Below are 12,029 nucleotides of genomic sequence, written 5' to 3'. Positions count from 1 at the left end.
GACACCGGCATCGGCATTGCTCCGGAACGTCTGACGGACATCTTCGATGCCTTCACCCAGGCCGAAGCCTCCACCACCCGCCGCTATGGCGGCACCGGGCTGGGGCTGGCCATCAGCCGCCATCTGGTGCAGCTCATGGGCGGCCAGTTGCAGGTGAGCAGCGAACCGGGACGCGGCAGCCGCTTCTGGTTCGACCTGCCCATGGAGATCGAGGACGCCACGCCGCTGTCGCAGGCGCGTGCAGCGGACGAGCACACGCAGGCCGAGCATGCGCCCGCCGGCGAGACCGCGCGCGAACTGGAAGGGGTGCAGATCCTGCTGGTGGAAGACAATGCCGTCAATCGCCAGGTTGCCACCGGCCTGCTGTCCCTGTATGGCGCGCACATCAGCTGCGCCGAGAATGGCAGCACCGGCGTGGCCATGGCCTGCGATCCCGAGCGCCACTACGACCTGATCCTGATGGATCTGCAGATGCCCGGCATCGACGGTATCGAAGCCACCCGTCGCATCCGCCGCCAGCAGGACCTGCGTCACATTCCTATCCTGGCCATGACCGCCAATGCCTCGCCGGAAGACCGCCGCCGTTGTATTGCAGCCGGCATGGCTGGTCACATCGCCAAGCCCATCGACGTAAGTACGCTGGTGCCGACACTGCTGTCGCATCTCCAGCATGACCGCAGCATCGCTGCGCAAGAGACGCTGCCCGCCGAGGCTACGCGCGTGGACGTACAGCCCGCCGACCGCCAGCAGGTCGACGTCTACGCTGACCTGATGCGCCGCTACCGTCAGGCCAGCGACGTCTATCGCACCACGCTGGATGCCGCCGGGCCGGAACTGGAGCGCCTCTTCGCGGACTACGACGCGGCGCTGGCGCAGGCTTCGCCGGGCGGCATCGAGCAGGCCGCCCATGCGTTCAAGGGCTTGTGCGCCACCATCGGGGCCAGCGGCCTGGCCGCTTATTTCGCCGGGATCGAGCGCGTGTGCCGGGCTGGCCAAAGTACAAGCTCCAATGTCATTCCCACGGCCTGGCAAGAGGAGCTGGGGGCGGTACGGCGCGATGCGGGTGTGGTCTTGCAGCAACTGGCGATGCAGGCGCTGCAGGGGGTTTCCGGCTCATCGGGACCGGCTGCGCCGCAGGCCGGCGCGGAGCCGGCGACAGCGACAGCAGAGGCTTCCGATTTTCCTGATAGGCAGGCGCTGCGGGCCTTGCTATTGTCGAGCAACCTTGAAGCGCTGGACCTGGCCGAAGCCATCGGCAAGCGCCATGGGCTGATGCAGCAGACGCGCTACCAGCAGTTGTGGGAACTGATCGAGAAACTCGACTTCCCGGCGGCGTTGGCCCATCTCGATGACCATTTCGGAGAACCTCGTTGAAACGCATCCTGGAAGAACTCTCATCCCTGCGCGGCAGCCGTCCGCGCGTACTGCTGTGCGATGACCAGCCCATCAACATCCGTCTCGCCAATGCCCTGCTCAAGGGCGACTACGAGATCTTCATGGCCACCAGCGGCCTGCAGGCCATCGAGCTGTGCGAGAAGGTAGTGCCGGACCTGATCCTGATGGATGTGAACATGCCCGGCCTGAACGGCTACGAGACCTGCGAACGGCTCAAGCAGAACACCGCCACGCTGGGCATTCCGGTGATCTTCCTGACCGGCTTGCAGAGCGAGGAAGACGAGGTCAAGGGCTTCGATGCGGGCGGCGTGGATTTCATCAGCAAACCGATCAACGGCACGGTGCTCAAGGCGCGCGTGCTGACGCACCTGACGCTGAAACTGCAATCCGACTTCTACCGCAACATCGCCGTCACCGATTCGCTCACCGGCCTGTTCAACCGCCGCAAGTTCGACAGCGAGCTGGCCGAGAAATGGGAGCTGTGCAAGCGCTCCGGCCAGGCCATGTCGCTGCTGATGATCGATATCGACTACTTCAAGAAATACAACGACCACTACGGCCATCAGGCCGGCGACCACTGCCTGGCCGAAGTGGCGCACGCCATCCGCAGCAACTTCCACCGCAGCTATGATTGCGTGGCGCGCTACGGCGGCGAGGAATTTGCCTGCATCCTGCCCATGGCAGGCCGCGAGCAGGCATTGAAACTGGCACGCGACGTCTGCGACGCCGTGGCCCGCCTGCACCTGCCGCATGCCCGCTCGGACGCCAGCGAATTCGTCACGCTCAGCATCGGCGTGGCCTCGGTCGATGTACCCGGTCACAGCAGCACGCCGGCCGCGCTGATTGCCCTGGCCGACCAGAACCTGTACCAGGCCAAAGCGCACGGCCGGGCGCAGGTGTATTGCGCCACCCCCGCCGAGGACGCTGCCTTGCAGTCCTCAGCGTCCTGATCCCCGCTGCAGCACCGTACGAACAACACAGCCGGCCCTGAGCCGGCCATCGGCGTTGGCGCTGGCGCTGCGCATGCAGCCGCAAGGCAGGAGAGAGATGGCCGCCGTCCTGATCGCGATCCGGCCGCTGTGTCGGCCGTCCGTCCCCATCGGTCGCTGCGACGCAACGCGATCTCGAAAAATAACGAGGAAATTTCCGAATAAATTTGAACTTACCGGCCTGAATTTCAAGCTTCGTCGACTATTTTCGACATCCCGGTAAAACTGCGTTTTTCTTCCCGCATGTCCTTGTCAACTGCAACAGTTTCCCCGGCAAGGGAGCGGTGAAGCCCATTGAACCCGTTCGATGCGTCCCTATCGGTCAAGGAAGAAAAACATGACAACTGCACATCTCGCTCATATCGTCGGTGGTGAAGATTCTCACGGCGGACCGCTGGTCCGGCTGCTGGAAGCCGCCGGATTCCATGTCGCCCATCACCCCTCGGCCGACCAGTTCCTGCAGCACACCACCGGTACCGCGCGTGGCGGACTGGTTCTGGAAGTCCACATGCAGAACCTCGATGCGCCGCGCTTGCGCTCGCTGCTGGATGAACGTGAACTGGGCCGGCCGCTGATCGTCATCACCGGCGCACCGCCGGCCGCCTCCCCGGAGGACAAGCGCTACGGTCCGCACGACCCCGGCCAGCGCCTCATGAGCGTTCCGGCCGGCGATGCCGGCACCCAGCCGATGGTACGCCAGCAGCTGGTGGAAGCCTTCCGCGGGGCGCTGATGCCCTTCGATGAATCGGGCCCGCAGATGCGGCAGCAGCAGGAGCACCACCAGCGACTCAAGACCCTGACCCGGCGCGAACGCGAAGTGCTGGAACGTCTGGTAAAAGGACGGCTGAACAAGCAGATCGCCGCCGAACTGGGGACCTCGGAACGGACCGTGAAAGCCCATCGCCAGCAGGTCATGCGCAAGATGAACGCGGGCTCGCTGGCCGCGCTGGTAGCGGCGATGACGCGCTACTGAGTGAAGAAAACTGACGGGGCGGCCGATGCCGCCCACTTACCCTGCCCCTGCTCCATCACGGTCACCGGAGCTCAGCCGGTGACCGACTCCTCCGACTCCACCCGATTGCGTCCACCGCGCTTGGCCTGATACAAGGCCTGGTCGGCGCGCGCGTAGGCTTCCTCGAAATCGCTGCCGGCGGCGGCCCAGGCCACGCCGAAGCTGGAGGTGACCGGCCGCGCCGGCAGGCACTGGAAGCGGTCACCGGCAATCGCCTGGCGGATCCGTCCGGCCAGGATCACGGCCTGCTCCAGTGCCACGCCGGACAGCAGGATGGTGAACTCTTCACCGCCGACGCGCCCGATGACGCCATTGCCTGCCAGCGTGGTGCGCAGGCGCGCGACCAGTTCGCGGATCACCGCGTCACCGGCCGGATGGCCGAATTCATCGTTGATGCGCTTGAAGAAATCGATATCCAGCACGACCAGCGACATCGGAGATTGCTGCAGGATCTGGTGCGCCTGCTCGAACACTGCGCCGCGATTGAGTGCACCGGTGAGATTGTCGTGGCGCGCCTTGTAGTCCAGCTCGTCGCTCAATTGCTGCAGGCGCGCATTGAGCAGGTTCAGTTCGCGCTCGGTGCGGTCGCTGCGCGAAATCAGGCGGCGGCTCTGTCGCATCAGCTGGCCATAGTGCTGCACCAGTTCTTCCAGCGCTGCGCGATGGCTGGCCGGGTCGCTGGCAGGATCGGCCAGCACCGCATTGGCGCGGTGCAGGGCTTCGGCTTCGGCCGCGAAAAGGTCGCCGCCGTCCATCAGCTCTGTACCGCGTGATCGTGGAAGACCAGCGCGGCGAAATCTTCCTGCAGCTCTTGGCCGAATTCGAAGATGGTGTCGTCTTCCTCGTCGTGGTACCAGTTGAGGACGACCTCGGTGCCGCTCTCGGCCTTCTCGTTGAGCGCATCGAAGAGCGAGAACAGCATCTTGGTGCTGGAGCTGTTGAAGTAGGCCAGCGCCACGTTGACGGTGATGGTGCTGCCCTGCTCATCGTCGGCCAGGAAGCGGCGCAAGGTGGTGATGATCTCGCCCCAGAACTGGGCGGCATTCTCGGGATAGGATTCGCCCTTCAGCGAAAGCGTGCGCTGGTCGAAGCGGAAATCCACTTCGGGAGAGCTGGCGCTGGCGGCGATGAATAAATTGTCCATGGTGTCGTGTGTCAGAGGCAGCGGGCCCTCAGATGGTGGCCCGGAGATAGAAGGTCTGCGCGCCATCGGCGGCGGGCTGGGAGAATTCGAAGTCCAGCGGTGCACTGGCATCGCGCGCCACCGTCAGGAAACCCAGGCCCGCGCCCTTGCTGTCGGCCGGTGTTTCGGCGCGCAGCATTTCCTTGTAGGCGGCCTTGATTTCATCGTTGGTCAGCGAGCGCAGATGCTCCAGCTTGGCGCGCAGCTTGTCGGCCATTTCCGCATCGACCGGATTGGCGCAATGCAGGAAGTAGTGGCCGTCGGTCTGGGTGATGAAGACCGCACCATGGCGCATTGGCGGCTCTGTGACTTTTCCTTCCTTCTCATGCAGATCTGCCGAGTAGTGGACGATGTTCTGCGCCATCTCGATGAAGGAAGAGAACAATTTGCGGCGGGTCTGCGCCAGCGCACCGGTGTGCTCGGCGCGCAGCTTCACGGCCTCGGCCATGGCGGCGATGATGGTCTGGGAAAAATAGCCGACGTAGTAGAAGACGAGGTCGCGCCGTGCGACATAGCTATGGAGCTCCGTCCACTCCTGCTGGATACCGTTCATGCGTGTGTTCCGTGTTGAGAGTCTTGTTGAGAGCCTGGCTGCGCGGCATCCAGGCGAACGCCAAAGAAGCAGATGTCGTCACGCCGCCGCTGCGTGCCCTGGTAATGTGCGTGGATATCCATCACCACGCGACCCAGCGCAGGCATGGCCAGGCTGCCGTGTTCGAGCAGGGTACGGCGCAGGCGCTGCTTGCCGAAGGCGATGTGCTTGGGGCCGCCGATCTGGTCGATCACGCCATCGGTGCAGACGAAGATCATGGACCCCGGCGCCAGGTGCTGACTGTGGTTGTCCCACTGCATGTCGTCGGGCGTATCGACGTAGCCCAGACCGACGCGCTTGCCTTCGATGGTCAGCACCTCGGTGCCATCGGCCACCAGCAGGAACAGCGGCATCTTGGCGCTGCTGCTGGTGAGGGTGCGGGTGGCGCTGTCGAACCAGAAGAAGCAGGCATCCATGCCGTCGTCCGATTCGGAGGGCTTGCCGGACTGGCCGTGCTGTCCCAGCACGCGCTTCATGCTGCGGTTCACTTCACGCATGAGACGCGCCGGATCATGCGGGCCGTGCAGTTCCAGCGCCTGCTTCAGCGACGACGAAGCGATCAGGGTCAGGAAGGCGCCCGGCACGCCATGGCCGGTGCAGTCCGCGACCGCAGCAAACCAGCCGCCGGGATGCGGTTCGAAATGATAGAAGTCGCCGCCGACCACATCGCGCGGTTCCCATACCAGGCAGGCATCGGCCAGCGCCTCGGTCATGGCCGCGCGCGAGGCGCTCAGCATGGCGCGCTGGATCACGCTGGCGTAGTCGATGCTTTGCATGACCTGGCGATTCTTCTCTTCCTGCATCGCCACCAGTTCGCGCATCAGCGCCAGGCCCGCACCGAGCCCGGCCAGCTGGCCCTGTTCAACGATGATGAAACCATCGGCCAGGGTCTTGTCGCCCGAGGCCACGGCCAGTGCGCCCAGGGTCTCGATGGGGGTATCGGCTTCGACGATGAGGGGGTCCTTGTCCATGAACGCGATGCAGCTCTTGCGCTCGTAGAGCTCGCGGTGATACGGCTTGGACATCTGGGACATGAAGATGTGGCGGCTGATGAGCCCGATGGGCCGCTGCCGCTCCACCACGGGCAGGCTCACCAGCTCCTTGTGCTGGCCGAAGATCTCCAGGACGGTAGCGTTGTTCTCATCGAACTGCACCACCGGCACCTGGACCGCCAGCGCTCCCGCTGTCGGTTGGAACAACTTGCTCCCTGTCGCCGGAGTCAGACTGAAATGACTTTCCACCGTGCTCGCCCGCGTCGTGATTTTTGGATAGACCGCGGATCATATTTCATTCCTGTGACAACAATGTGACGCTGTTAAGCGACAAGTTATCTTGCAAACGAGACGGACAGTCTCATCGCATCGCATCGCGATCCGCGTTCACGGCTTGCACTGCAAATCGCGAGTGACCGTTTCCCACTGCGCGTGCCAACCAGCGAGATCGGCGCAACGCCAATGCAGCAGCGACTGGATGCTCGACTGCAGATGTGCCAGCGGATCGGCCAGAATCGGCTCGTGATGAGCGATACGGTTGCGGAACCTGCGCAAGCGCTCCAGTTCCGCGTGAATCACCTGCCGGGCTTGTGCGGGCCGAACCGGATGCGGAAAATTGGGAAAGCAATGCAGGATCTGACTGTCCCAGATACGTCCTTGATAGCGCACGGTGAACAGATGGCACCAGAAAGCGAACCTGAGCTCGGCGATCACCTTGCCTGTGGCACCGCTCTGCATTTTGCCCCGCGCACGCATCAACTCGGACTGCGGCTGAAAATGCGGTCCTTTGGGATTGGGCAGGCTGCGCTCGAAATTGCGATTCCATGGCCAGTCCTTCCCATAGGTACTGCAAAGGGCGCTGTCCACGGCATTCCTGACAGTGACCACGCACACATGCAATGACGCAAAGAAGGCCGCAGACATCAAGGCATGCCAGCTGTACTTGTCGATGGGATGGGTATTGGCTGAAAAGCCTGCCGCGCTGTGGAAAGTCGCCAGTCGGGTGGCTGAAAGCGCGCCGATGATGTTGTCGATTTGCGATGCCGTCAAGGTATTGCCCATGTTCCATCTACCTATCCGTTGGCGCGTGTGCTACCATTTTTCGGTGAGCTTGTGGACACGCGGGCGTCAGCCTCCCCCACAGGACAGATGATATGGAACACGGCCCACTTCGGTGGGCCGTTTTTCATTTCAAGCTTGAACGATCAAATTTCTTCCAGACGACACGCGTTCTTCAGATCACGAAGAACCCATGCGTCCCATTCCTCGCCAATTGTTCCACCAAGCCGAATTCCCAATCGAGATAAGCCTGCATGGCGCTGGCCGCATTGTCGGTACCTTCATAGGGACGGCGATAGCGGTCGATGCGCGGCGAAAGCAGATGGGTCTCGCCTTTCTCCAGTGGCAGACCGGCCTGTGACCAGGCTGCATTGCCGCCCTCCAGCAGGAACACCGGCTGGCTCACCAGCGCCTGCAGGTCCGGCACCGCAAACTGCGCCAGCAAGGCGCTACCGCAAGTGATCACGAAGCGCGTGGCCGAGGGGAAGCGGCGCGCTGCCGCCGCAATCTCCGAGCGCAGCACGAACCACGCCCCCGGAACATGTCCGGCCACATAGCGCGCGCTCAGGGCCACATCCAGCACCACCGTGCCGTCATCGGCCTGCAGCCAGCGCTGCAACTGCTGCGCGCTGATGCGCTGCTCGGGCCGCAGTGCCGCCACCGGCAGCGCGCGCGGGGCGTCGCCGCTGACCGTGAAATCGGCCGCCGTCACGCCGTCGACTACCACCACTTCCCACGCCATCTGTGCCAGCCAGGAGGCGGTCATGTCAGCACGTACGCCATCGTCATCCACCAGCAGGATGCGGGCACCACGCACGGGGGCATTCATCTCGGTCTCCTGCACCAGCTGCCCGCCAGGCGCGGAGAGGAAGTCCGGCAGATGTCCGGATCGGTATTGCTCGGGCGTCCGTACATCGAAACGATAGACGGTGCGGTCCGGCTGCGCCAGTTCGGCCAGCCGTGCCAGCGGGATGCGCTTGACGCCGGCATGATCGGCCACGCTGCGCGCCTGCCGCCGCGCCTGTTCGCGCTGGCTGGCCTCGACCGTTTCCGGGAAACGGCGTGCCTGTCCGTGTTCCAGCGCCTGCCCCGCCAGCGTCCAGCCGATGGTGCCATTGCGCAAGGCATGGACCGGATTGGGCAGGCCTGCATTGACCAGCGACTGCGTACCGATGATGCTGCGCGTGCGGCCTGCGCAGTTGACGATCACGCGCGTCTTGGGATCGGGCGCAATGGTGGGCAGGCGCAGCACCAGCTCGGCACCGGGCACGCTGATGGAGCGAGCGCAAAGCGATACCGTCAACGAAGAGCTGCGCCCAAGAATATGCGTTGACCTCATCTTCAGCCTCTCCGTCATCACCGTCAGTGAGCGGCCGCACCCACATCAGGGTGCGGGACTACAGACCGGCTCGTATCGACTTTTTACTATAAGCCATCCATACATGGAGGACAGCATGAGCGATACCAAACCCGAAGGCCTTCCGCCCCAGCACCAGACCCATCAACCCGGCAGCGAACAAGAGATGCACCCGCGCCCGCACACCGCACCGGCCGGCCAACCCGGACGGCGGCTGGCAGGCAAGGTCGCCCTCATCACGGGCGGCGACAGCGGCATTGGCCGTGCCGTGGCGCTGGCGTATGCGCGCGAAGGAGCAAAGCTGGCCATCGTCTATCTCGATGAGGAAGAGGATGCGCGACTGACCCAAAAACACATCCAGGCCCTGGATGCACCCTGCCTCCTGATCCCCGGCGACGTCGGTTCCCCCGAGTTCTGCCGCAGCGCCGTGCGGTCCGTGATGGATGCTTATGGAAGGCTGGACGTGCTGGTCAACAATGCGGCCCAGCAGTATCCGGCCCAGAGCATCGAACAGATCTCGGCCGAGCAGTTGGAGCACACCTTCCGCACCAACATCTTCTCGATGTTCTATCTGGTCAAGGAAGCCATGCCCTTCCTCACGCGGGGCGCGCGCATCATCAACACCACCTCGGTGACCGCGTATCGCGGCAGCAAGCATCTGGTGGACTATGCCGCCACCAAGGGCGCCATCGTGGCCTTCACCCGTTCGCTGTCGCAGCAGCTGGCACCGGCCGGCATCCACGTCAATGCAGTGGCACCAGGGCCGATCTGGACGCCCCTGATTCCCGCCAGTTTCAGTGAGGAAGAAGTGGCCAGCTTCGGCAAGAACGTGCCGCTGGGCCGGCCGGGACAACCCGATGAGGTGGCCCCGGCCTATGTCTTTCTCGCCACCGAAGGCGCCTCCTACATGACCGGGCAGGTGCTGCATCCCAATGGCGGGGAGATCGTCAATACCTGAGCTTGTCTGCAGGCAATGCATCACGCTGTCCATACATCCGGGCGCGGCAGCTTGCCTCAGGAAAACCCCGATGGCAGCCATGTTGCTGCCAGTGCATGATGAGCTTGCCCCATGACTTCGCGAGAGTCCACTCATGCACAAGACCGCCCTGATCGCTACCCCCCAGCCGGAAGTCAGCCGTGCGCTGACCGAATGGCTGGCCATCAACGACATCGACATCCAGATCGCCAGCAGCGGCAATGACGCCATCGAGCACATTGCCCTGGACCGCCCTGACGTGGTGCTGGCCCAGCTGGCCATGGAAGGCATGAGCGGCCTGCGCCTGGCGCATTACCTCAAGGCGCAGGAGCAGCTGGCCGACGTGCCGGTGATCCTGCTGTGCCGCGATGAGCGCGAGATGGACCTGGTCAAGGGCAAGTGGCCGGCTTTTCTCTGTGCCGGCTCGCTGCATCCCGCCCTCATCTCCGAATTGAAGCGCGAACTGGTCAACTGAAACTCAGGCGACCGTCTTTGCCGCACGCCGGCGGCGGCGCCATTGCGCCACACCGAATCCTGCACCCGCCACGGCCGCCAGCAACAGCGCCGCGCTAAGCGCGCGATGCTGCGCCACCCAGCGGCGCGTGGTGCGCCATGCCTGTACGTACGGGAAGCGGGCGGCGGCAGCAAAATCCGGCTCCACGCAGTTCTGGCCGAAGTCGGCCGAGAACGGCACGGCCGCCCCTTCCTTCACGTAGCGCAGATAGAGTTGTTCTGCACGCGGCTGATCGTAATAGACGAAATTCACCCCTTGGCACAGCACCGCCGCGAAGGCTTGCGAGCGCGCGGGCAAGGCATCGGCGGATTTCATGACGTAGTCCGCCGCGATATCCCGATAATGGAAACGCTTGTAGGGCTTGGCTTCAGTGGCGGCATAGCGCTGGCGCTCGCCGTCGGTCACCAGCGGACCGGGGAGATCGGCCTGGGCTCTGGCTTGCGGGTTGTCCGGCAGCGGCTTGTCCTCGTTGCCATACATGCCCATGCCGCGTCCCGCACCGCCCGGATAGCTGCCGCCGTAGACGGCATAGTCCGGTCCCTGTTCATAGCCCATGATCTCCATGCCCTGGCGCCGCGCAATGACGGCGGCCTCGTACCAGCCCTGGGCGCGGCTGCTGGCGCGCCAGGCGTGCTGGCCACGGTCCAGTGCCTGGCCGTACTCGCGCGCCTTGGCGCGCATGCGCCAGCCGGCCGGGACTTCGTGTCCCTCGGCATCGTAGGTGCTCTGGATGAAGCGCTCGTCGCGATCGTCCGGGAAGTAGGGCAGCGCTTCTTCCACGCGCCCGTCGCGCACCAGGCGCCGCGCCAGCAGCTGGCGCAGGTTGTCTTCGACGGTGATGGCCGACAGGCCCACGGCCACCCAGCGCACCGACTGCGCCCCCCCACCCTGCTTCTGCACCGCCTTGGCCACGGCTTCCGGTGCCGGCATGGGCGAGGCTGGGGCATGGGCATCGACGTAGGTTTTCAGTTCATCGGTGGTCAGCACGCGCTCGGCCACATAAGCCATGTCATTGGCGTAGGCATAGTCGCCGTAATAACCGCCGCGTGACTGGCGCGCGCTGTCGCTGGCAGCCTGGTGGAACTGCGCCAGCGCTTCCACATACTGCCCGCGCGAGAGCGTCAGCACGCCCTGTTCGCCCATGAGCAGGCTGGCATTGGATGGGTCAAGGCTGGCATCGTTGCGCGGGAATGCCTGCGCAGCGCGCGCGTAGGCTTGCACGGCGGCGGCGGTGTCCCCCTTGCGCAGCGCCAGCTTGGCGCGCACCCACCAGGACAAGGCGGTCTCCTGCCGGTTCGCCAGCGTGGCAGCGAGGTCATAGCGGCCGGTGCGATAGGCCAGCGCGGCCACGCGGTCGGCCCCTTCGATCTTTTCCAGGCCGCGCCGCTTGAGGGCATCGACCAGGGTCACCAGGACGCTGTTGGGCTTGACCTTGGCACTGCGCGCCGCATCAGGGTAGCCGGACGAACCGCTGTTGGGCGCGGACGGATCGTAGTAGCTGTCGCCGTTGCCGCTGCCTTCGGCGATGTCGCCCACGCGCGCCAGCGCATAGGCCACCAGCAGGCGCTGTGCGACCGGGTCATCGATCAGCGCCGCGCTGATGTCGGCGTGTCCCAGGCTCCATGCGGCCAGCGCCGTCAGCGAATCCTGCGCGTTGGTTGACCCGCGTGCCGCCTGCTCTGCATACAAGCGGATCGCCTGCTTGAAATCGGCCGGCGGGATGGTCTCGCCGCAATCCCGCCCTTCATTGAAATCGGACCAGTTGCAGGGACCGCTCTGCCCCGACAGCATCAGCCGCGCCTGCTCGCCGTAACTGGCCACGGCCAGTCCCAGCGGATCAGGTGCGCCGGAGACGGCCAGCGCGCGTGCCTTGGTGAAACTGGCAATCGCCTCGGCACGCCGCTCCTCAATGGCGTGCAGACGGCCCAGCATGAAGGCCGCCCACACCGCGCGTTCGCTG

At 64.6% G+C, this 12,029-nt stretch carries 11 protein-coding genes and 1 pseudogene; 5 read left to right on the top strand and 7 right to left on the bottom strand.

The features are described from left to right. The 3 genes from B3873_RS19015 to B3873_RS19005 form a co-directional block, all read left to right on the top strand. On the top strand, positions 1-1,374 hold a 1,374-nt coding region (locus tag B3873_RS19015), incomplete at its 5' end, for a response regulator (RefSeq protein WP_286868197.1). Next, on the top strand, positions 1,371-2,345 hold the full coding sequence (locus B3873_RS19010) for a diguanylate cyclase (protein WP_051156450.1): 975 nt from the start codon (positions 1,371-1,373) through the stop codon (positions 2,343-2,345). The genes B3873_RS19015 and B3873_RS19010, both read left to right, overlap by 4 nt. 376 nt (positions 2,346-2,721) lie before the next feature. Next, positions 2,722-3,357, top strand: coding sequence for a response regulator transcription factor (locus tag B3873_RS19005; RefSeq protein WP_039787256.1), 636 nt, complete (start codon positions 2,722-2,724; stop codon positions 3,355-3,357). 71 nt (positions 3,358-3,428) lie between these two features. On the opposite strand, the gene B3873_RS19000 is transcribed toward B3873_RS19005, so the two are convergent. The 6 genes and pseudogenes from B3873_RS19000 to B3873_RS18975 form a co-directional block, all read right to left on the bottom strand. After that, positions 3,429-4,151, bottom strand: a complete 723-nt coding sequence (locus tag B3873_RS19000; protein ID WP_039787254.1) for a GGDEF domain-containing protein — start codon at positions 4,149-4,151, stop codon at positions 3,429-3,431. Next, a complete protein-coding gene (locus tag B3873_RS18995; RefSeq protein WP_034336874.1) occupies positions 4,151-4,540 on the bottom strand; it encodes a DUF1987 domain-containing protein in 390 nt (129 codons plus the stop codon). The genes B3873_RS19000 and B3873_RS18995 overlap by 1 nt, the downstream gene beginning before the upstream one ends. 28 nt (positions 4,541-4,568) lie before the next feature. Next, positions 4,569-5,132, bottom strand: a complete 564-nt coding sequence (locus tag B3873_RS18990; protein ID WP_039787253.1) for a SiaB family protein kinase — start codon at positions 5,130-5,132, stop codon at positions 4,569-4,571. Beyond that, the gene (locus B3873_RS18985) at positions 5,129-6,412 is read right to left on the bottom strand and encodes a PP2C family protein-serine/threonine phosphatase (RefSeq protein WP_286868191.1); all 1,284 of its coding nucleotides are present in this window, start codon (positions 6,410-6,412) and stop codon (positions 5,129-5,131) included. The genes B3873_RS18990 and B3873_RS18985 overlap by 4 nt, the downstream gene beginning before the upstream one ends. A 138-nt stretch (positions 6,413-6,550) precedes the next feature. Then, positions 6,551-7,225, bottom strand: coding sequence for a hypothetical protein (locus tag B3873_RS18980; protein ID WP_286868188.1), 675 nt, complete (start codon positions 7,223-7,225; stop codon positions 6,551-6,553). Positions 7,226-7,397: 172 nt separating this feature from the next. Further along, positions 7,398-8,501, bottom strand: a pseudogene (locus B3873_RS18975) (rhodanese homology domain-containing protein); the annotation flags it as partial. Between the two features lie 175 nt (positions 8,502-8,676). Between B3873_RS18975 and B3873_RS18970 the strand changes: the two are divergent. Next, positions 8,677-9,537 (top strand): SDR family oxidoreductase, encoded by an 861-nt coding sequence (locus B3873_RS18970; RefSeq protein ID WP_286868185.1) that lies wholly within the window; start codon positions 8,677-8,679, stop codon positions 9,535-9,537. Between the two features lie 133 nt (positions 9,538-9,670). Further along, complete coding sequence (locus tag B3873_RS18965; protein ID WP_286868183.1) at positions 9,671-10,030, top strand: response regulator; 360 nt, start codon at positions 9,671-9,673, stop codon at positions 10,028-10,030. A gap of 3 nt (positions 10,031-10,033) precedes the next feature. On the opposite strand, the gene B3873_RS18960 is transcribed toward B3873_RS18965, so the two are convergent. Beyond that, the coding region (locus B3873_RS18960; protein WP_286868180.1) for a hypothetical protein at positions 10,034-12,029 on the bottom strand (1,996 nt) is incomplete at its 5' end.

Origin of the sequence: Herbaspirillum sp. UBA812 (assembly GCF_002296545.1) — a bacterium.
Lineage (GTDB): Bacteria > Pseudomonadota > Gammaproteobacteria > Burkholderiales > Burkholderiaceae_D > Herbaspirillum > Herbaspirillum huttiense.
This window is presented reverse-complemented; position numbering and strand designations above follow the sequence as displayed.

Bases quoted from the DNA above. Each gene is read 5' to 3' on its own strand.
- B3873_RS18990 (WP_039787253.1), bottom strand. From the start codon at position 5,132: ATGAACGGTATCCAGCAGGAGTGGACGGAGCTCCATAGCTATGTCGCA.
- B3873_RS18995 (WP_034336874.1), bottom strand. From the start codon at position 4,540: ATGGACAATTTATTCATCGCCGCCAGCGCCAGCTCTCCCGAAGTGGAT.
- B3873_RS18970 (WP_286868185.1), top strand. From the start codon at position 8,677: ATGAGCGATACCAAACCCGAAGGCCTTCCGCCCCAGCACCAGACCCAT.
- B3873_RS18980 (WP_286868188.1), bottom strand. From the start codon at position 7,225: ATGGGCAATACCTTGACGGCATCGCAAATCGACAACATCATCGGCGCG.
- B3873_RS19000 (WP_039787254.1), bottom strand. From the start codon at position 4,151: ATGGACGGCGGCGACCTTTTCGCGGCCGAAGCCGAAGCCCTGCACCGC.
- B3873_RS19005 (WP_039787256.1), top strand. From the start codon at position 2,722: ATGACAACTGCACATCTCGCTCATATCGTCGGTGGTGAAGATTCTCAC.
- B3873_RS18965 (WP_286868183.1), top strand. From the start codon at position 9,671: ATGCACAAGACCGCCCTGATCGCTACCCCCCAGCCGGAAGTCAGCCGT.